This window comes from Marinobacter excellens LAMA 842 (genome assembly GCF_001574445.1).
In the GTDB taxonomy this organism is placed as follows: domain Bacteria; phylum Pseudomonadota; class Gammaproteobacteria; order Pseudomonadales; family Oleiphilaceae; genus Marinobacter; species Marinobacter shengliensis.
Genome location: NZ_LOCO01000005.1, coordinates 14977 through 35188, shown reverse-complemented (window position 1 = coordinate 35188; position 20212 = coordinate 14977). Strand labels below are relative to the sequence as shown.

16 protein-coding genes are annotated in these 20212 nt (G+C 60.5%); 8 read left to right on the top strand and 8 right to left on the bottom strand.

Features of this window, described 5'->3' with window-relative positions; genetic code table 11:
- Positions 1-75: 75 nt before the first annotated feature.
- The 7 genes from J122_RS27120 to J122_RS27090 all read left to right on the top strand — a co-directional run bounded on the left by J122_RS27120 (position 76) and on the right by J122_RS27090 (position 12506).
- Complete coding sequence (locus J122_RS27120; protein ID WP_156471719.1) at positions 76-2100, top strand: TonB-dependent receptor domain-containing protein; 2025 nt, start codon at positions 76-78, stop codon at positions 2098-2100.
- Positions 2101-2280: 180 nt separating this feature from the next.
- A complete protein-coding gene (locus J122_RS27115; RefSeq protein WP_082780507.1) occupies positions 2281-3894 on the top strand; it encodes a BCCT family transporter in 1614 nt (537 codons plus the stop codon).
- A 163-nt stretch (positions 3895-4057) separates the two neighbouring features.
- Entirely contained in the window at positions 4058-5299 is a 1242-nt protein-coding gene (locus J122_RS27110; RefSeq protein WP_061331204.1) for an efflux RND transporter periplasmic adaptor subunit, read from the top strand.
- Positions 5296-8454, top strand: coding sequence for an efflux RND transporter permease subunit (locus J122_RS27105; protein WP_061331203.1), 3159 nt, complete (start codon positions 5296-5298; stop codon positions 8452-8454). The genes J122_RS27110 and J122_RS27105 overlap by 4 nt, the downstream gene beginning before the upstream one ends.
- Positions 8455-8493: 39 nt before the next feature.
- Positions 8494-9144 carry an ABC transporter ATP-binding protein gene (locus J122_RS27100; protein WP_061331424.1) on the top strand — a complete coding sequence of 217 codons (651 nt, stop codon included), beginning with the start codon at positions 8494-8496 and terminating at the stop codon, positions 9142-9144.
- Between the two features lie 6 nt (positions 9145-9150).
- On the top strand, positions 9151-11409 hold the full coding sequence (locus J122_RS27095; RefSeq protein WP_061331202.1) for an FtsX-like permease family protein: 2259 nt from the start codon (positions 9151-9153) through the stop codon (positions 11407-11409).
- Positions 11406-12506 (top strand): lipocalin-like domain-containing protein, encoded by a 1101-nt coding sequence (locus J122_RS27090; RefSeq protein WP_061331201.1) that lies wholly within the window; start codon positions 11406-11408, stop codon positions 12504-12506. Before J122_RS27095 ends, J122_RS27090 begins: the two co-directional genes overlap by 4 nt.
- Positions 12507-12510: 4 nt before the next feature.
- Here the strand turns inward: J122_RS27090 and J122_RS27085 are convergent, their stop codons facing one another.
- From J122_RS27085 to J122_RS27055, 7 genes are all read right to left on the bottom strand, one after another.
- Positions 12511-13431 carry a flagellar motor protein MotB gene (locus tag J122_RS27085; RefSeq protein ID WP_061331200.1) on the bottom strand — a complete coding sequence of 307 codons (921 nt, stop codon included), beginning with the start codon at positions 13429-13431 and terminating at the stop codon, positions 12511-12513.
- Positions 13432-13433: 2 nt separating this feature from the next.
- A complete protein-coding gene (gene pomA / locus J122_RS27080; protein ID WP_061331199.1) occupies positions 13434-14210 on the bottom strand; it encodes a flagellar motor protein PomA in 777 nt (258 codons plus the stop codon).
- A gap of 63 nt (positions 14211-14273) precedes the next feature.
- A complete protein-coding gene (locus J122_RS27075) occupies positions 14274-14696 on the bottom strand; it encodes a YkvA family protein (protein ID WP_061331198.1) in 423 nt (140 codons plus the stop codon).
- A gap of 56 nt (positions 14697-14752) precedes the next feature.
- Positions 14753-15010, bottom strand: coding sequence for a TIGR03643 family protein (locus J122_RS27070; RefSeq protein ID WP_061331197.1), 258 nt, complete (start codon positions 15008-15010; stop codon positions 14753-14755).
- Positions 15011-15019: 9 nt separating this feature from the next.
- Complete coding sequence (locus J122_RS27065; RefSeq protein ID WP_227510083.1) at positions 15020-16663, bottom strand: phytoene desaturase family protein; 1644 nt, start codon at positions 16661-16663, stop codon at positions 15020-15022.
- The gene (locus J122_RS27060) at positions 16657-17145 is read right to left on the bottom strand and encodes a DUF6231 family protein (protein ID WP_061331195.1); all 489 of its coding nucleotides are present in this window, start codon (positions 17143-17145) and stop codon (positions 16657-16659) included. Before J122_RS27060 ends, J122_RS27065 begins: the two co-directional genes overlap by 7 nt.
- The gene (locus tag J122_RS27055) at positions 17142-18467 is read right to left on the bottom strand and encodes a DASH family cryptochrome (RefSeq protein WP_061331194.1); all 1326 of its coding nucleotides are present in this window, start codon (positions 18465-18467) and stop codon (positions 17142-17144) included. The genes J122_RS27060 and J122_RS27055 overlap by 4 nt, the downstream gene beginning before the upstream one ends.
- Before the next feature lie 152 nt (positions 18468-18619).
- Between J122_RS27055 and J122_RS27050 the strand changes: the two genes are divergently transcribed.
- Positions 18620-19732, top strand: a complete 1113-nt coding sequence (locus tag J122_RS27050) for an S-(hydroxymethyl)glutathione dehydrogenase/class III alcohol dehydrogenase (RefSeq protein ID WP_061331193.1) — start codon at positions 18620-18622, stop codon at positions 19730-19732.
- A gap of 77 nt (positions 19733-19809) precedes the next feature.
- Here J122_RS27050 and J122_RS27045 read toward each other — a convergent pair.
- The coding region (locus J122_RS27045; RefSeq protein ID WP_197463819.1) for a type 1 glutamine amidotransferase domain-containing protein at positions 19810-20212 on the bottom strand (403 nt) is incomplete at its 5' end.

Here is a 20212-nt window from a genome sequence, read left to right as displayed (position 1 = left end):
TGCCCTCGCCCTTTAAAATTGCCAAAAATCATCATTCCCGCCGTTTGAAATGCGCTGTTAAAAGGAACGCCCTTCATGCTCAAGAAACGTCTGGCTCGCAGTATCAGCCTGGTGTTGGCTGGCTTTACCCTCACTCCCGCCGTTCACGCCCAGATGGAAGGAGAAGATTCGTTGCTGATACGGGTGACGGAGGGGCAATCTGCGGAGGCGGCAAGGCTTTCGGCTGCCGCGGTGCAGTCGGAGCCGGCACAGCGGTTGTCGGGCAGCGCGTCGGTGTCTCTGTCTCGAATGGGGGGGCGGGGGCTTGACCCGGTGATTCGAGGTCAGAACGAGGAACGGGTAGACGTGCTGCTGGATGGCATGCGGGTTGAAGGTGCCTGCCCAAGCCGGATGGACCCGCCCACCAGTCGATTGAGTACCTCGCTGGCACCGGTGCTGGAAGTGCGCACCAGTAATCGCACCCTGCGTTGGGGGCCGATTGCCGGGGGGCAGGTAGTGGCGACCACGGCGGCTCCGGAATTCGCGGATGACAACCTGACCACCGGGCACCTGACTCTGGGTGGTGCAGACAATGGTGATGGCAAGTTAATGAATGGCAGTGTAGCTGTTGGCAGTAAAGCCTCCTACCTGCGGATGGCCGCCGGCTATGACGAAGCCAACGATTATGAGGACGGCGACGGCAACAAGGTTCGCAGTTCCTATGAGAACACTGAGGGCCGGGTGGATGCTGCCTGGACCGCAGACAACGGCTTTTATATCAAAGGCCTGGTCAGCCGGCAGGAAGAGCGGGATGTGAAGTTCCCGGGCCGTGGCATGGATGCGCCAAAAACCGATACTGACCTCTATCGGATGGAAATCGGCGCACCGGTGGCCGAGGGTGGCTGGAGCCTGATGGCCTGGCAGGCAGACGTGGACCATGTGATGGATAACTTCAGCCTGCGGGAGTCTGCCATGAAAATGCAGACCGACTCGCAAACCCGCACCCAGGGTGCCCGTCTGGTGCTGGACCAGACCATCAACTTTACCAAAGACATCGCCATTGGTTTGGACGTGGAACGTAATGAGTGGGATGCCACCATGTACAACGGCATGAATCTGGACAACCCGGCGTCGTTGATGTGGCCGGGTGTGGAGCGGGACCGTGTTGGTGTCTTCGTGGAGGCATTTCACCGGATTCGGGTCAATACCCGCCTGGGTGCCGGTATCCGCTATGACCGGGTTGAAATGGATGCCACCCGCGCCGGAGACAGCTTCCGGATGATGCCCGGGGCGCCCATGACCATGACCCCGGCGATGCTGTATATGAGCGCCTATGGAGTCACGGACACCAAGGCCGACGATAACAATGTCAGCGGCTTTATCACCGGCGAGTGGCGTTTGTCTCCGGCCAACACTCTGGAAGCCACCGCTTCCCACAGTGTTCGTTCCCCCAGCGTGAACGAGCGCTACGTTGCCCAGAGAACGATGCGAGGCTCCTGGATTGGTAATCCGGATCTGGAAACCGAAAAGCACAACAAGCTGGAAGTGAGCCTGTCTGGCCGTGATGGCAACTGGAGCTGGCGCCCGGCGGTCTGGGTAGACCAGGTGGAAGATTATGTTTATCGATTTGATACCCGCAATCCCGATGGCACGGTGGATACCCGGTACGCCAACATAGATGCCCGGTTACTGGGTGTGGAAGGTCTGGTTGGCTGGAGCAACGGCACCTGGAGTACCAGCAGCAAACTCGCCTCCGTTCGCGGTGAGAACCGGGATGCCGACAAGGCGTTGCCTCGCATTCCGCCAGTTCAGTTTATCCAGACCCTCGGGTGGCAGCATCAGGGCCATACCATCGAAGCGGAATGGCAACTGGCGCGCCGGCAGGACCGGGTAGATCTGGAGTCCGGCCTGGACCCAAGCACCTCTCCGGGCTATGGCGTTATTAATCTCTCTGGCACCCATCCATTGATGGCGAACCTGAGCTTCACTTGGGCACTGGATAATCTGTTTGATAACACCTGGGCGTATCATGTCAGCAAGGACAACCTGGCAGACAGCGGTGTGTTCAGGGTTAATGAACCTGGTCGTACCGTACGCGCCGCGCTGACCGCGCGTTGGTGACATCGATTATGGCGGTTGCCCGCTTCTCATAGCCGGCGGGTGATCTTGTGCCCCGGGCAGACAGCCAGTCTGCCCGGGGCCTTTTTTTGAGGAGGTGGTCCGGGATTCGGAATGGCTGGACGAATGTGGCTAGAATGAAAGCGCTTTCGTTTTTAAAGTCATCGGATTATCAGGTTTGTTATGAGTCATCGACCCGGCTGGGTGTTCTACTGTTCTTTCGTGCTGCTGGTTTTGTTTGTGGTGGCCGGGGGCCTGATGCCCGCCGAGTTGTTACGCTATGCCAATGAGGCACTGGATTTCACCACCCTGCATTTTGGCTGGCTGTATCTGTTTGCCACTTCTGGATTTCTGGTGTTCTGCATTGCCGTTGCTGCCGGTAATTACGGCAAGATTCGCCTGGGTGCCGATGGTGAGGCACCGGAGTTTTCCTATCTGACCTGGCTGGGCATGATCTTTTCCGCCGGTATGGGTGTTGGCCTGGTGTTCTGGGCCGTGGCCGAGCCCATGAGCCATTTTGTGGCGCCCCCGTTTGACTCGGCTGAGCCCCGTGGCCCACAGGCCGCGAGCATGGCGATGCGGTATTCCTTGTTTCACTGGGGCTTTCACCAGTGGGCCAACTTTGCCCTGGTGGGTCTGGCCATTGCCTATGTGCGCTTCCGCCTGCAACGCCCCGGTTTGATCAGTGAAGCCTTCCGCTCCACTCTGGGTAACCGGGTGGACTCGGGTATCGGACATTCCATCAATATCCTCGCCGTTGTCTCCACCGTGTTCGGGGTGGCGACCACCCTAGGCCTGGGCGTCATCCAGATCAACAGTGGTTTGGGGGCGGTGGCCGGTACCGCGTTCGGCGTCACCCAACAACTGTTCATTCTGGCCGGCGTTGCGGTTGTGTTCCTGCTGTGTTCCCTGGCGCCACTGGAGAGCGGGATTCGCTATGTGAGTGATGCCAACATGCTGCTGGCGGCAGGGTTGCTGGTGTTCGTGTTCTTTATGGGCCCAACAGACTTCATTACCGCCGCCATGACCAATGCCATTGGTGACTATTTCGCCAACATGGTCGGCATGAGCCTGGTGATGACGCCCTACACCGGCGATGACTGGGTGGAGCGATGGACCATCTTCTACTGGGCCTGGGGGCTGTCCTGGGCACCCTTTGTCGGTAGTTTTATTGCCCGGATCTCCCGGGGCCGAACCATCCGGGAGTTCGTGTTCGGGGTGATTGGCATGCCGGTGTTGCTCAGTATTGTCTGGTTCTCCACCTTTGGCGGCTCCGCGTTGTATTTCGAACTGTTTGAGGGGGCCGCCCTGGGTGACGCCGTGCTGGCGGAGATGAGCTCGGCCCTGTTCGCCACCCTGAACTACCTGCCGGGCACTACCATTATTGGCGGCCTGATGCTGGTGCTGATCGTGCTGTTCGTTATTACTTCCGCCAACTCGGCTACCTTTGTGCTGGGTATGTTTACCAGTAAAGGGGTTCTGAACCCGAAACGCTGGTCCCGCTTGACCTGGGGCATAGTGCAGGTGTCGGTGGCCGGGGTACTGTTGCTCAGTGGCGGACTGGAAGCGCTCCAGACCATTTCAATACTGGCTGCCTTCCCGTTCATGGTGTTGATGATTTTTATGGCTGTTGCCCTGTTGAAATCACTGCGAAACGAGCAGCGGCAGATCGAGTTGCACGAGGCCATGACCAGAGAGCGCTTGCTGCGCCTGCTGGCAGAAAACGATCACCTTGGTGATGAGCGGGCTGGCTCTGAACCCGGGTTGAAGCCCGAGGAGCCCGGGAAAAACGAATGATCATCCGTTGAATGGTACCGGATGGATTTTCTGATGTTGGCTGACTGTCGGTTGTGGCTGTGAATATTTGTCGCACCCTGTTAACAATCCGAATACGGTAACGGGTTGTATAGTAACTTTGCGCGAAAGCGCGACTCAACCATCCTGAGCGTAGACACTACCCATGTACAAACGTTTTGTTCCTCTCCTGATTCTGGCCGCGGGTATTGCGGGCTTCATTGTGCTCAAGGCAACGCGCCCCGAGCCTGCCCAAGTGGCCGCCACCGAACGTAGCTGGCGGGTAGAGGTTCAGGTCGTGGCTCCTGCCACCGGAGTGCCTGTGTTGCCGTTGTACGGTGAAGTGGTGGCGCCTGACCAGCAAACGGTGGCTGCCACCATGGCTGGCCGCATTGCCGAGCGCCCGGCAGCGGAGGGTGCCCGGGTGAACCGTGGTGACCTTTTGTTGGCCCTGGACGAAGCAGACATTGAGCCGGCTCTTGCCCAGGCGCGGGCTCAGGTTCAGGATTTGCAGGCCCAGATCCGCTCGGAGCAGGTTCGCCATCGGAACGACCAGCGGGCTTTAGAAAGTGAACAGGCCATCGCCGACAACGCCCGCCGTCAGTTTGAACGGATTGAAGCCCTGGTGGGTCGGAACCTGGCTTCCCGGGAGAACCTGGAAGCGGCAACCGACGCCCTGGCCCGGGCGGAACTGACCGTCAGTACCCGGGAGCGGGCCATCGATGAACACCCGGCCCGGTTGCAAAGCTTGCAGGCCAGATTACTGCAAGCCACCGCTAACCTGACGGCCACAGAACGGGACGGTGACAGGGCCCGCGTCGTCGCGCCCTTTGATGGTGTGGTTACCAACGTGCAGGTGGCTGTGGGTGATCAGGTATCCCGCAATCAGTCGCTGTTGTCGATTTATCCGCTGGCCGGGCTCGAAGTGCGCGCCAGGGTGCCGGAAGTCTTCCAGCGGGAATTGATCGGGGCGCTGGAGCGGGGTGACACCCTCAACGCCTACAGCCGCAACCGGGAGCATCGGTTCACGTTAACCCGCTTTGCCGGGATTGCTGACCCCGCAGGCACCGAAGCGGTGTTGACGCTCGACGGGGCGCCGGCGGGCTTGAGGCCGGGTGCGCTGCTGCCGCTGACCCTTGAGCGACCCGCCCGGGAACAGGCGGTGGAAGTGCCATTCAGTGCCCTGTACGGCGCCGATAGCATCTATCTGATGACCGACGATCAGCGCATGCAGCGGGTGCAGGTGGAGCGCATCGGCGAGGCGATAGCCAGTAACGGCGAGCGTCGTTTGCTGATCGCCGGCGAGCAGCTTACGCCAGGCGCCCGCCTGATCATTACCCACCTCCCCAATGCCATGACCGGCCTGAAAGTTGAAGTGGCCGGTGACAACGGGGAGTCGTCAGAGTGAGGCGCAGGAAAGGCATTATCGGTTTCTTCGTCCACCACCGGGTAGCCGGCAATCTGGTTATGCTGGTGATGATTCTTGGTGGTGTGCTGGCCCTGAGCCGGATGAACATCCAGTTCTTTCCTACCTTTGCGTTGGATGTGGTCAGTGTGCGGGTGGTCTGGAGCGGTGCGTCTGCCGAGGACGTCGAACGGGGGATCACGGACCCTCTGGAGCAACGGCTCCGAAGTGTCGATGGCCTGAAGAAAATGACGTCTACCTCCGCTCAGGGCATCTCTTCCATCACCCTGGAATTCCATGAGGGCACCGATCCGATTCAGGCGGTGGACGACGTGCGCCAGCAGGTGGACGAGTTCAATAACCTGCCGGCTGACGCTGAAGAACCGCAGGTAGCCCGCATCGAACGTTATGAGCCGGTAGCCCGCCTGTTGATCTATGGCGACGTGGACCGCAGTGAACTGCGCAATCTGGTTTACCGGTTTGAAGACGAGCTGTTGGACCGGGGCATTGACCGCATCGCTATCCGTGGTTTACCGGAGCAGCAGATCAGTATCGATGTGCCGGCGGAACGGCTGGAAACCCTCGGTCTCTCGCTTGAACAGATTGCCGACCGGGTAGCCTCCCTGTCACGGGATTTGCCAGCGGGTATGATGGCGCAGCAGGACGCTACCCGGGAACTTCGCTCCATCGAGCAACGGCGCAGCCCGCAGGCCTTTGAAACCGTTCCGGTGCTCAGTGGTGACCGGGTGCGGATGCAGCTGGGCGATATCGCTATCATCCGCCAGGAAGCCCGTGACAACCAGACGGTGATGGAGAACCATGGCGTGCCTGCGGTGGAACTACAGCTGCAGCGCTCGGAAAACGGCAACTCTCTGGCCGCCGCCAAGGTGCTGGAAATTTGGCTGGAAGACACCCGGCCGGTGCTGCCGGATTCCATCAAAATGGAAGTGTATGACGAAACCTGGCAGCTGTTGCAGGATCGTATCTCCCTGTTGGTCAACAACGGCCTGGGTGGTCTGGTGCTGGTGGTGGGGTTGCTGTACCTGTTCCTGCCGGGGCGCGTGGCCATGTGGGTGGCGATCGGAATTCCCACCGCCTTTCTGGCCGCGCTGGCGGTGCTCTGGCTGATTGGTGGCTCCATCAACATGATTTCCCTGTTTGCCCTGATCATGGCGCTGGGGGTGATTGTGGATGACGCCATCGTGGTGGGTGAGGATGCCGATGCCCATGCGCGGATGGGCGAGGAATCCATTTATGCCTCCGAGGGTGCCGCCAAGCGCATGGTTTGGCCGGTGCTGGCATCGTCTCTGACCACGGTAGCGGCGTTTATGCCGTTGCTGGTGGTGGGGGGCGTGATTGGCAACATCCTGGGCGACATCCCCTTGGTGATGATCTGTGTCCTGATTGCCTCGCTGGTGGAGTGCTTCATTGTGCTGCCGGCGCACTTGCGCCACGCCTTCAAGCGTAAAACTGAAAAGGCGGGCCAGCCGGCGCCTGCAAAGCGTCAGCCAAACCCGGTCACTCGGCTTCGCAATGGCTTTGAGCGGCGGTTTGATGCTTTTCGCGATGGCCCGTTCCGGCGATTTTCTCGCTACAGCCTGAAGCATCGCGGCGTGACGGTGGCCAGCGCTCTGGCCCTGGCAATCCTCACCGTCGGTCTGCTGGCTGGCGGTCGTCTGGGCTTCAATTTTTTCCCGACACCGGAGCCCTCGGTGTTCTATGCCAACGCCAGTTTTGTCGCCGGTACCGATAAACGCGAGGTGGCGGATTTCATGCGCGAGATGCAGCGCACGCTGAATGAAACAGAGCAGGCGCTGGGTGGCAACCTGATTCTTCATGCGGTCACCACCTACGGTGCCACCCAGGGAGCCGAGGGCAGTTCCCGCAACGACGATGAGTTGGGCTCGATGCTGGTGGAACTGGTGCCGTCGGATCGGCGCGACGTCCGCAACCCGGAGTTCATTGAGCAATGGCGCAAGCGCCTTCCGTTACCCGCAGGGCTGGATTCGCTCAACATCAGTGAGCGCCAGTCCGGACCGCCGGGGCGGGATGTGAACATTCGCCTGACCGGCGACAGCGCCGATAACCTCAAACGCGCGGCCGACGAAGTGGCCCAGGCTCTCAGTACCCTGCCGGGCGTGCTGGATGTGGAAGACGACATGCCCTGGGGCCGGGAGCAGTTGATCTATCAGGTTAGCCCCTATGGTGAAGCCCTGGGCCTGACCACCGTGGATCTCGGGCGTCAGCTGCGGGCAGCCTTTGATGGCCGGATTGCCCAGATCTATCAGGACGGCCGTGACGAGATCGAAGTGCGGGTGCAGCTACCCCGCGATCAACGGGAGCGGTATTCCACCCTCGAGCAAATGACGGTGCGTATTCCGGATGGCCGATTCGTGCCGTTGACCCAGGTAATGAACCTGGACCACCGCCAGGGTTTCCAGGCCCTGCGCCATGCCGACGGCAAACTGGCGGTGGAGGTGACCTCGGCCCTGAATACCCGGGTGGCCACCACCGATCAGGTACTGGAAAGCCTGCAGGCCGGCGCCCTGCCGGATATCGCCAGTCGGTACGGTGTGCGTTACAGCTTTGAGGGGCGGTCTGCCGATCAGCGGGAGACCATGGATGACATGAAAACCGGGTTAATGATCGGGTTGGCGCTGATGTACGTGGTGCTGGCCTGGGTGTTTGCCTCCTGGAGTCTGCCGCTGATCGTAATGGCGATCATTCCCTTTGCCCTGGTGGGTGCCTTGTTGGGGCATTGGCTGATGGGGTTGCAGCTCACCATTCTGTCGTTGTTCGGGCTGTTTGGCTTGTCCGGTATTGTGGTCAACAACGCGATTATTCTGGTGTCGTTCTATAACCAGCAGCGCCAGAAAGGACTGGGTATTACCGATGCCCTCAATGAGGCGGCCGTGCAGCGGGTTCGAGCGGTACTGTTGACCTCCCTCACCACCATTGGTGGCTTGCTGCCGCTGTTGTTTGAAACCTCCCTGCAGGCGCAGTTCCTGATTCCCATGGCGACGTCCATCGCCTTTGGCCTGGGCCTGTCCACTTTCCTGGTGTTGCTGGTGATACCGGCACTGTTGTCGTGGCTGGAGCAGTTCCGGGAATGGCGTGCGCAGCGCCATGGCGAAACGCCGGAACCCCTGCAGGGTTGAACGTTGGGGGGCGAATTGGCCAACGGGGAGAACGTTAAGGTGCACAGTGCAGTAAACGTCAGCGGTTTACGTAAAACCTTCGGCCAGGGCGATTCGGCCGTTGCCGTGTTGTCTGACCTGGGCTTTGATCTGCCTGCCGGCAGTTCGTTGGCCCTGATGGGGCGTTCCGGCTCTGGCAAGTCCACCTTGCTGAATATTCTGTGTGGGCTAGAGCAAGTGGATGCCGGCACCGTGACATTGTTTGGCGAGTGCGGCCGGACCGCAGACTGGCCACGCCTGCGCCGCGAGCGAATCGGTGTGGTGTTTCAGGAAGCCAACCTGATGCCCACCTTGTCGCTGCTGGATAACGTGCGCTTTCGCGCTTCGCTGGCCGGCCAGCCGGAAACCCGTTGCCAACATTGGCTGGAGGTGCTTGATATCGGGGAGCTCGGCCACCGGTTTCCGGACCAGGTGTCTGGCGGCCAGCGCCAGCGGGCCGCGCTGGCCATGGTCTTCGCCATGGCGCCGGATCTGATTCTGGCAGACGAACCCACCGGCAGCCTGGATCGCAACACGGCCAACGAGGTGGCTGATGAGCTGTTCAGGCTCCAGGGCGATACCGGTTGCAGCCTGATTCTCGCTACCCACGACCCGGAGCTGGCTGCCCGCTGCCAGCAGACGCTGGACCTTGGCCATCGGTCCGGGGGCTGAGCGCCCATGACGGTGTTTACCGCCCTATTCAGCCACTATCGCCGGCACCCCTGGCAGGGCGCCGCGCTGGCCCTTCTGATGCTGCTGGCCACCGCCTTGTGGACCGGTATTCACCACCTCACCAGCCAGGCCCGCGACAGCCTCGGCCAGAGTGAACGGCTGGTGGAGGTGCGTGAACAAGTGCAGCGAGTTGATGGCGCAGCGCTCACGGTGGAGGATTTTGTCTTGCTTCGCCGCCAGGGCCTGTGCGTGATGCCTTGGCTGGAAGTCTTGCCGGAGGGGCAGTCCCGCCGGGTGATTGGCGTCGACCCTTTGGCAGCCCTGTGTTTTCAGGGCCAGGCTGATGTCGCCAGCTTCGATGGCCAGCCACTGGTCGGCCAGCCGTTTCTGGATATCGCCGACGCAGCTTCTCTAACGGCCGCCGAACAGCAGCTGTTCCTGATCCTGGCCGCGGGCGAGGGTCCTTTGCCCTCGGCCTATCGCGTGGCCCCTTTCGCTTTGTCACCGGATACCGGTCAGCTGGGCGACAGTTTCCTGCTGAACCTGGATGCCTTGAGTGTGCTGGTGTTGCTGATTACCGGGTTGCTCCTGCGCAGTGTCTATCTGTTGTCGTTGTCCCAGCGCCGGGACAGTTTCGCGCTCCTGGCCCGCTTTGGGGTGTCTGGCCGGCGGGTGCGCGGGCATCTGCTATTGGAGCTTCTGTGTCTTGCCGCTCTCACCCTGATTCCCGGTATCTGGCTGGGCCAGGCGCTGGCATCGGTACTGGAAGGTGGCTTCACCAATGTCATGGAAGGACTGTTTGATAGCCGTCAGTTAGCGACCGGCGGCAATCACTGGCGGGTGCCCGCATTGGTGATGACCGTGCTGCTGCTCGCCGTGGCCATGGTGGATTGGCTGATGCCGATGGTTGCCCGCGTCACGCCGGGCAGCCGCCTGCGGCCCGCAGCGGCCACATTGTTGGTGTCGGTTGGCCTGGCTGGTGTGTGGCTGGCTAATGCCTTGTGGCTGCTGTTTGTGGCACTGGCACTGGTGTTAGCCGGTATCGGGTGGTTAATGCCCCGGGGTCTGTCCTTGATCTCTGGTGCAGGTGTGCGTGCCAGCGCGCAACCGGGTTGGCGCTGGTGGTGGGCCGAGTTTGGCGTGTTGTGCCGGCGCCTGGCGTTGCCCCTGGTGGCGTTACAGTTCTCCCTGGCCATGGTGTTGGCCGTGCAGGCTTTGGTGATTACCTTTGAAGATACCTTTGATCGCTGGCTGAGCCAGCGATTGTCGGCGGATGTCTACGTGCAGGTGCCCGAGGGCGCGGACAGCGCACTGGCTGCCAACTGGCTGACGGAGCATCTCCCAAGCGCATACGAAGGGCTTTGGCACCATGTCCAGCGTGGCTTGGGCCGCTTCCGGCATGGGCAAGCCTGGCAGGATGTGGATATCTTTGCCGTGGCACCGGTTGGCCCATTGATGACCGGCTGGGGCCTGCTTGAGCAGACATCACAGCCCTGGCAGACACTGGCGTCTGGTGCCGGTGTGATGGTTAACGAGCAGCTCGCCTACCGCCTGGACTTGTCCGTGGGCGAAGAGCTGGAGCTGGTGCTGGCGGAGCAGGCCCTTAACTTGCCGGTGCTGGGTATCTACCCGGATTACGGCCGGCCTGCGGGGGAAGTGCTGATTGCAGGGCAAATTCTACCGGCGGACTTTGAGGTGACCTTCGAGAGCTTCTCGATCTCCCCGGCCAGTGTCCCTATTGAAACCATCACTGACGCGTTGCGGGCACTCTGGGCCGAGCCGGCATTGACCATCCGGGACAATCGTGCCATTCAGGACCTGGCCAACCGGGTGTTCGAGCAGACCTTTATGCTGACCCGTGCCATGACGGTGCTGACCCTGGCCCTGGCGGCGGTTGCCCTGTTACTGATGGGCTGGGTATTTCTGTCCACCCGCCTGTGGTACTTCCGGCTGCTGGAAGTCTGGGGTATGACTAAAGCAGAAATCTTCCGGAAACTCCTGCTGTTGGCGCTGGCAGTGACCCTGAGTGCAGCGGCGCTGGCTTTACCGCTGGGTGTTGGCCTGACCTGGGTGCTGGTGCAGCGCATCAACCCCCTGGCCTTCGGCTGGTCACTGCCGATGGCTGTCTATCCGGTTTTCTGGTTGGAATTGCTGGCCCTGGCGTTGCTCATCGGCGGCTGTATTGCCTTGCTGATGCGCCGGCAGTTGGGGCGCCCTGCGGTTCGCCCATCGGTGGCCGGTAGCGTGACGGGAGAAGAGCGATGAGGCTTCGTTGGCTGACCATGATGCTTGTCTACGGGCTGCTTGCAGGCTGCAGCGAGCCGGGCACAGACGCGGGTTTTGCCGGCCTGGGCGGAACGGCCGGCACCGACGGCGGATTCGAGCAGCCGGGACCGGGCACGGAACTGGTATTCCCCCGGGACTTCGGCCCTCATACGGCCCATCGCATCGAATGGTGGTACCTCACCGCGAATTTGGAAACGGACGCTGGCGAACCGCTGGGCTTGCAATGGACCCAGTTCCGCCAGGCCATCGAGCCCCGGGATTATGAATCCCCGTCACCGGAGCCCTCGGCCTGGCCATTGCAGGCGGCCTGGATGGCCCATGCCGCCGTCAGCTACCGGGAGCAGCATTGGTTCGGTGAACGCCTGGCCCGGGGTGATCTGGGCCAGGCGGGTGCCACCGCGGAGCCCTTCCAGGTCTGGCTCGACCACTGGCAACTGAGCACGGGCGAGTCCCCGAACCAGTGGCAGGTACAGGTCAGTCATGGGCAGCCCGATACGGAGAACTACTGGGCGTTTGACCTTGAACTGACCGTGCGGGGGGCGCCGGTGGCCCACGGGGTTGACGGGTTTAGTGCCAAGTCGGCCAGCGGTGAAGGGTCCATGTATTTCAGCCTGGTGGACATCGAGGTGACCGGACAGGTGAGGTTAGGGCGTGAAACGCTGCCGGTAAGGGGCAAGGCCTGGTTCGACCGGGAGTGGAGTAGCCAGTTTCTGAAAGCGGGCCAGCAGGGCTGGGACTGGTTTGCCCTGCACCTGGACTCCGGCGACAAACTGATGGCATTCCAGCTTCGGGAGCAGCAAGATCATTTCCGCTCTGGCACCTGGATACCGGCGGGTGGTGAGCCGATTGCCCTGGCTCCGGGCCAGTTGCAGTTGGAACCGGGCACCGGCGCGGAGCCTGTGCCCACCCGGTGGCGCTTGGCGGTGCCGGACCATGATATTGATCTGACGCTGTCGGCTCCACCAGGTAACTACACCAACGATGGTTTGTATCCCTACTGGGAAAGCCCGGTAACGGTGACTGGCAGTCACACAGGGGCAGGGTATATGGAGCTTACGGGCTACTCCGAGCCGTAGCGCTTTACCAGACCAGGTCGCCGGATGGTGAAGCCTGCTCAGACCGCAGATCAATAATTGCTTCCTGGCTTTGCTGCTCGGCTTCAATCAGCTCCCGCAGCCGGATTTCCTGTTCTTCCAGGGGGCCGGACAGATCAATGATGATTTCCACGCGCCGGTTCTTGGCCCGGTTGTCTGCGGTGGTGTTTGCGACCCGGGGGCGGGTATCGGCCAGGCCGGTTACTCGCAGGCGCTCGGGCGACACCTGATCCCGCGCCAGCAGCACATTCGCCACGGCGGCTGCCCGGGCCGCTGACAGGTCCCAGTTGCTGAAGAATCTTTCCGTGCGGATCGGGATGTTGTCGGTGTGGCCTTCCACCGCCAGATCGCCGGGCATGTCGGCCAGTACCTCTGCCATGTCAAGCAGCAAGCCCTCGAATTCCCAGGTCAGCTGAGCAGACCCGGACGGGAACGAGCCCTTCTCTTCGACCCGGATTACAATTCGGCGCTGGTCTTCCGAGACATTAATGCGCCCGTCCATAATCGCCGGCTCCAGCACTTCCAGGATCTCTGCCAGGTTGGCATCCATCTGTTCCTGAATGGCGTCCTGCACCGCCTGCTCGGTGGGGTCGTTAAGTGTCTGCAGTTGCGGCTGCTGATCGGTGGTGGTCTGGCGTATTTCATTGACCACGGTCGGCTCCGGCGGTGCCGGTGAGAACTTGTCGAAGATCGGGCTGGTGCCCATGGGGATTTCGAGGGCCGGAATTTCGCGCTGAACACCGAAGGCTTTGGACAGTTCACCGGCAATCTGCTTGAACTTCTGGGCGTCGATTTCGGAGAACGACAGCAGTAACACGAAGAAGCACATCAGCAACGACATCAGGTCGGCAAAGGTGACCACCCAGGCCGGTATCGCGCGCTTTTCCTCTTCCGGTAACTCGTCCATGGTCAGTCGCTTGCCGTCTCCGCTTCACCGTTCTTTGCGCGTTCTTTCGGGGGCAGGTAAGAAGACAGCATCTGTTCAATGATTCGGGGGTTGGTGCCTTCCTGTATGGCCACCAGCGCATCAATGTAGAGGGACTGCATACGGGCTTCTTCGGTCATTCGCAGCGACAGTTTGTCGGCGATGGGCGTGGCAATCATGGTGGCGATCATGGCGCCGTAAAGCGTGGTGAGGAGCGCCACCGCCATGGCCGGGCCGATGGATTTCGGGTCTTCCATGTTCGACAGCATCTGCACCAGGCCGATCAAGGTACCGATCATACCCATGGCCGGCGCCACATCAGCCAGGGCGTTGAACACCTTGGCCCCGGAACGGTTGTGGTCCAGGGTCATCAACCGCTCTTTGTTAAGCAGTTGCTTGATGGTGTTGGCGTCCTGGCCATCCACCAGCATCTGAATGCCCTGGGCCAGAAACGGCGAGCTGACGTCCCGGCCCTCAAGCCCCAGAACACCCTGTTTGCGGGCAATCTGGGCGACTTCAACCAGCTCGTCTATGCTGGCCTGGGTTTCCGGTAGCTTGAACTTGAACGCCCGGGCAGCCACCTTGAAGGCATCAAGAAACTGGAAAAAGCTGAATTTGGCTAGAACCACCAGCAGGCTGCCGCCCACTACAATCAGTAGTGACGCCGGGTTTAAAAATACCTCGGGAGACACGCCCAGTATCACCGCCGATGCGATAAGCATGATGGCGCCGACCAGGCCGATCAGGGTGGCAAAATCCACGGTTACTCCGTTAACTGCTGGGGGTTGAAGTCAGGGGGCGAGAGAATACCCTTTGATTATTCCTTAATCAATTGTCACCGTGGTGACATCGTCGGATTCCCGGTGTTCTTTCCAGGCGGCGTAGCGATGCAGGTCTGATTCCACCAGTTTCAGGCACAGTGCCACTACGCCGGCGTCGTCCAGAAAGCCGATGCCGAAAATGATGTCCGGAATCAGATCGATGGGGTTCAGCACATACAACAGCGCGCCGGCGATGGCGGCAATGCTTTTCCAGGGAATGGCCCGGTAATCGCCCCGCCAGTAATCCCGTATCAGGGAAAACATCAGCCGCACGTCGGTGGCGAACCGTTGCAGCCGGCCACTGCCCCGAACCTTTTCCTCAATGGCTTTCTGCCGTTCCAGCAGCGGCTTCAGGTCTTCCTTGGCGACCTTATCTGCTTCCTGTTTCAGTTGCGTTGCTGCTGCTCTTTCAGAGAACAATGCCATAGCTGTGCTCAATGGTTATCCGATGACTGTAACGGTAACGAAAGTCGTCCATGTCGTCATCTGTGTTTGTACTGGGTCGGGCAGTAAGCCCGCAAAACACCCTCCGGCCTCAACCGGGCATGCTTTGTGTTACGCCCGCTGACACGCTTGCGCCAAAGCCGGAAGCTGCCTGCTTTCAGCTCCCGACGCATTAGCCTGATGACTTCTTTCTCCGGCAGCCCAAAGCAGGCTTCGATGGCCTCAAAGGGTGTGCGGTCTTCCCAGGCCATTTCGATAACCCGAGACACGTCTTCAGGTGTCAGTGTGGAGCTCATCGCAGCACCTCAGCCCACAAAGATCCGTTTGGCCAGGCCTGCGCCTTTCAGACCTCGGATCGCCAGGGTGGTCACCAGCCCGCCAATCATCGCGCCCACCACACCGCAGGTGAGTATGTCCTGCCCGGTCAGGTACAGGCCGGGGATGTCGGTTTTCGGCCGCAGCCAGCGTTGTTCAAAGCGTTCCGGTGTGTGGTCCAGGCCATAGAGTTCGCCTTGCTCGTAACGGCAGAACCAGGCAGTCGACAGCGGTGTGGAGGTTTCCACATAGTCCACCTTGCCCCGGAGCTGGGGCAGCTTCTCATACATCACCTCCAGCAACTGGTCGGTGATCCGGGCTTTCACTGTCTCGTAATCATCACCTCGTTTGCCCCAGGTGGAGCCCTGCCAGGGCTCGAACATCTCCCAGGTGGTGGGCGCCACAATCTCGATGGTGGACGTGCCCGGCCAGCGATTCTGGTAATCCGGGTCTTTGGCCGCAGGGAAGGAGATGTAGACAACCGGGAATGGGGTGCTTTCCGGGGCTTCCAGAAACGCCTCCACATTGCCATCGTGATCAGCACTGGGGTAGATCCAGAAATTGGTGCGGGGCAGGCCCAGCTCGTCGGGGGTACCCTTCAGGCCAATATAGAGGCCAATGTGTGGCATGGAAGGTTTGATGTGCTCCCGGTTGCGGGCATAGCCAATCCGCTCCGCCTCGGATGCCGGTAACAGCCGTTCGAAGGTATTGATCACCCCCGCATTGCTGATCACCAGTGGGGCGCGGATGTCGTGGCCGTCGGCCATACGCACGCCAACGGCCTTGCCCTTCTCGATCAGGATTTCCTTCACGTCGGCGTAGGTGAGCACATCGCCACCGCCGGCCTGAATCACCGGGATGATGGTTTTGGCAATTTCCGAGGCGCCGCCCACCGGGTAGAAGCCACCATACAGGTAATGCTTGGCAATCAGCGCGTGCACCATAAAGCTGGAATGTTTGGGCGTCACGCCGCAATCGCCCCACTGGCCGGTGATGGCGCCAATCAGCTCCTGGTTGTCGGTCAGGTCGCTTAATACCTCGTAGGTGGTCCGGTTAAAGCAGTCCGGGAGGACGGTTTTCAGGCCCCGGGAAACCAGCGGGCCGGCCAGGGCCGGGGACAGTTTGGACAGGGTGTACCACTGCATGCCGTCGGCAACTTTTCCGAGCAGGGCCAGGTAGCGATCGATGGCTTCGCTTTCGTTCGGGAACGAGGCCAACAGGGAATGCCGCAGGCCCGCCTTGCCGGCCCGAAGGTTGACGACCTTGTCGCCCAGGAAGAAACGGTCGTAGTTCTCGTCCATGGGCGCCCATTCGAGCTTGCCATCGGTGATGTAATCGAACAGCCGGCGGCCAAGAGTATGGCGGGCGCCCATGTCACCAATGTAGTGCACACCCACGTCCCATTCATAGCCGTTGCGGGCATAGCTGTGGGTGTAGCCGCCAGCGGTGTAATGCTGTTCCAGAACCAGCACCTTGTAGCCGGCCTTGGACAGGCAGGCGGCGGTGGTCAGGCCGCCAATACCAGAGCCGATCACCAGGGCGTCATAAGGGCCTTTCAAACGGCTGGCCCGATAGCGGGTGCCGATACGGATGGAGCTGGGTGTCAGTGTTTTTGAGGTTGTTTTCTTTACCACCACGATTTTCCCCACATGTGCGGATTGGCCCAGTTATCGGGATTGTTCCAGGCCCGTTTATGGTTGTAAGTATCCAGATTGTAGGTGTAAAGCGTGAGTGCGCCGTTCTCGGTTTCCAGCTCTGCGTGGCGCTGGAAACCCAAAGCGATGAAATCGGTAAAGCCCCAATCGGAGGACTGGGGCATAACGACGGCAATCTGGTGGGCGCCGTAGTTCCTCAGCTGGCCCAGTAACAGGGCGCCTTCTTCATAGGGAAGGTGCTCAAGGGTGTCGGTGATCAGGGCCAGATCCGGTGTCTGGGCCGGTGGCAGGTGGGCGTTTGGGTCTTTGGTGTCCAGAGTCAGTAACTGGCACCCTGCCTGCTGCTTCCAGACTGCTGCAACGTCGTTGGCGGTGCTTCCGCAAGAAAGCAGGGTTTGGGGTTGGCTGGTGTCGATGATTCGTGCCAGAACCTTGGCCGGGCTGTCCGCTGATGTGCTCATAGAATGGGCCAGTCTGCTGCGTCCACGGTATGCAGGCCCACCGGTTGTGAAGACCTGCCCTGCCATCGCTCAACGAAGGCTCCATCAGGATCGTATTGTTGCGCCTGCTTGTCCAGATTGAATTGCCGCAAGCCTCGCGGGTCTGCGCCCACGCCGGCCAGGTACTGCCAGTTGCCGTAGTTGCTGGCGACATCGTAATCCACCAACTGCTGCTCAAACCAGGCTGCGCCGTAGCGCCAGTCCAGCTCCAGTTCATGCACGAAGCAACTGGCGACCAATTGCCTGGCCCGGTTGCTCATGTAGCCGGTTTCGCGCAGTTGGTTCATGGCGGCGTTGACGATGGGATACTGGGTGTTTCCTTCACACCAGGCCTTAAAACGATGGCCATAGAAGGTCACCTGCCGATGCTTGCGTTGCACACCATCCCGGCGGAACAGGTGGCTGCCGTGTTTGAGCGCGTACCAGTAGAAGTATTCGCGCCAGAGCAGTTCGAACCAGAGCCAGTAGGTGGAATCGTTACGGGTGTGCTGGCGTTCGTAATCTTCGATGGTGGCAGCCACCTCCCGCGCCGACAGGCTGCCATTGGCCAGCCAGGGGGAAAACTTGGAGGACGATTCCCAGTCATCCAGGGCGTTGCGGGTTTCCTTGTAGGTGGCAATGCCGTGGTTGCCAAAACAATACTCTTGCAGGCGCGCGAGCCCTGCAGTCTCTCCGCCCGTAAACGTCAGCGCCGGTGAGGGCTCCGGGATGGGCGGGCATTCGCCCCGGTTGTCTTCCGGGAACCCGGGCGGCGGTGGCAGGGCGGTCAGCGTGCGAATACGCAGAAGATCGGGGCCCCGGTCGCCCTGCTTCTCGATCTGCTTGCGGAACTGGGAAAAGGTTCCGGGCAGCTCGCTGACAGGCATAGGCAGCGAGCCTTCCGTATACAGGCTCAGTGTTTCGAACTCCTGAAACAGAGTGTTTGGCAGCTTCTGTTGAAGCGTCTGCCACTGTTGCGCTTCGATGGTGCCGGGCTGGCGTGAGCGAATAACGCGATCAACGGAATGCTGGTGAACCAGCCCGGGGAGTGCCTGCTCCGGTTCTCCGAAGGCAATGTGCAGGCGCTGCCCCAGGGCCCGCAGGCTGCGCTCCAGGTCGGTCAGGCTTTGCCACAGAAACCGCCATCGATGCTCACCCATCGCCCGGCACTGGAATGGCCCGTTGGCAAACCACCGGGGATCCACCACGTACACGCACAGCAACATGTCAGAGCGGGCTGCCGCCAATAGTGCAGCGTTGTCGTGCATTCGCAGGTCGCGGGTAAACCAGTAAAGCGTTTTCAAAGTATTACACCCTCAGGATATTCCCCTGTTCATACGTCAGTAATTGCCCGGAGGATTGGCATCTGTTTCAGGCCCTGAGGGCACTGACGTGCTAAAGTCCAAGGTTAATGCTGGCAGGCAATTCGACTCAACCGGATACCAGGAGATTGAAAGTGATTAAATCCCGCGCGGCTGTAGCGTTTGAGGCTAACAAGCCACTGGAAATTGTGGAAGTGGATGTGGCGCCGCCTCAAGAGGGCGAAGTGCTGGTGAAGATTGTCGCCACCGGTGTGTGCCATACCGATGCCTACACTCTGTCTGGTGCCGACCCGGAGGGCCTGTTCCCGACGATTCTGGGCCATGAAGGTGGGGGCATTGTGGAAGCGGTTGGCCCGGGCGTGAAAGACCTGAAGGTAGGTGACCATGTCATCCCTCTGTACACCGCTGAGTGTGGCGAGTGTAAGTTCTGTACCTCTGGCAAGACCAACCTGTGCGGTGCGGTGCGGGCGACCCAGGGCAAAGGCGTGATGCCGGATGGTACTTCCCGTTTCTCGTACAAGGGCCAGCCGCTGTACCACTACATGGGCTGCTCTACCTTCTCCGAATACACCGTGCTACCGGAAATTTCCCTGGCCAAGATTCCCAAAGAAGCACCGTTGGAAAAGGTGTGCCTGCTGGGTTGTGGCGTCACCACCGGTATCGGTGCGGTGATGAACACCGCAAAGGTGGAAGAGGGTGCCACTGTGGCCATCTTCGGCCTGGGGGGTATTGGCCTGGCAGCGATCATCGGCGCCACCATGGCCAAGGCCAGCCGAATCATCGCCATCGACATCAACCCGGGCAAGTTTGATATCGCCAGGCAGTTGGGTGCCACCGACGTGGTCAACCCCAACGACTACGACAAGCCGATTCAGGAAGTCATTGTCGAGATGACCGACGGCGGCGTGGACTATTCCTTTGAATGCATCGGTAACGTCAAGGTGATGCGTGCAGCCCTGGAATGCTGCCACAAGGGCTGGGGTGAATCCATCATCATAGGCGTGGCCGGTGCCGGCGAAGAAATCAGCACCCGCCCGTTCCAGCTGGTGACCGGTCGGGTCTGGAAAGGCTCAGCGTTTGGTGGCGTAAAAGGCCGTACCGAGCTGCCGTCTTATGTCGAAAAAGCCAAAACCGGTGAGATTCCGCTGGATGTGTTCATCACCCATGAAATGCCGCTGGAAGACATCAACAAGGCGTTTGATCTGATGCACGAAGGCAAGAGCATTCGTACGGTGATTCACTTCTGATCAGGGGGGTACTCAGGTCAGAATGTCAAAGGGGAGGCCGCCGGCCTCCCCTTTTTTACAGTCATAGACTTAGCCAGTCAGCTGGCCCGTAAGGCCTGGACTACGGCCTTGGCGGTGCCCTCGGAAGACGCCGGGTTCTGCCCGGTGATCAAATTGCCGTCTACCACAATGTGCGGTGCCCAGTCATCGCCGCGGCTGTAACGTGCGTTGTTCTGCTTGAGCATGTCTTCCAGCAGAAACGGCACGATGTTGGTGAGCTGAACGGCGTCTTCTTCGGTATTACTGAAACCGGTGACTTCCCGGCCGCCTACGATGTTCTGATCCGGCTTGACGAACACGTTCTTGAAAACCGCCGGGGCGTGGCAAACAGCGCCAATCACCTTGTCCTGCTCGTAGGCCGTCTTGATCAGGGCGATGGACTTTTGATCCTCTGCCAGATCCCACAGCGGGCCGTGGCCACCGGGGTAGAAAATGGCATCG

Coding starts and splice junctions, on each gene's coding strand:
- J122_RS27120 (WP_156471719.1), top strand. CDS start 76: ATGCTCAAGAAACGTCTGGCTCGCAGTATCAGCCTGGTGTTGGCTGGC.
- J122_RS27115 (WP_082780507.1), top strand. CDS start 2,281: ATGAGTCATCGACCCGGCTGGGTGTTCTACTGTTCTTTCGTGCTGCTG.
- J122_RS27110 (WP_061331204.1), top strand. CDS start 4,058: ATGTACAAACGTTTTGTTCCTCTCCTGATTCTGGCCGCGGGTATTGCG.
- J122_RS27095 (WP_061331202.1), top strand. CDS start 9,151: ATGACGGTGTTTACCGCCCTATTCAGCCACTATCGCCGGCACCCCTGG.
- J122_RS27090 (WP_061331201.1), top strand. CDS start 11,406: ATGAGGCTTCGTTGGCTGACCATGATGCTTGTCTACGGGCTGCTTGCA.
- J122_RS27085 (WP_061331200.1), bottom strand. CDS start 13,431: ATGGACGAGTTACCGGAAGAGGAAAAGCGCGCGATACCGGCCTGGGTG.
- J122_RS27075 (WP_061331198.1), bottom strand. CDS start 14,696: ATGGCATTGTTCTCTGAAAGAGCAGCAGCAACGCAACTGAAACAGGAA.
- J122_RS27070 (WP_061331197.1), bottom strand. CDS start 15,010: ATGAGCTCCACACTGACACCTGAAGACGTGTCTCGGGTTATCGAAATG.
- J122_RS27060 (WP_061331195.1), bottom strand. CDS start 17,145: ATGAGCACATCAGCGGACAGCCCGGCCAAGGTTCTGGCACGAATCATC.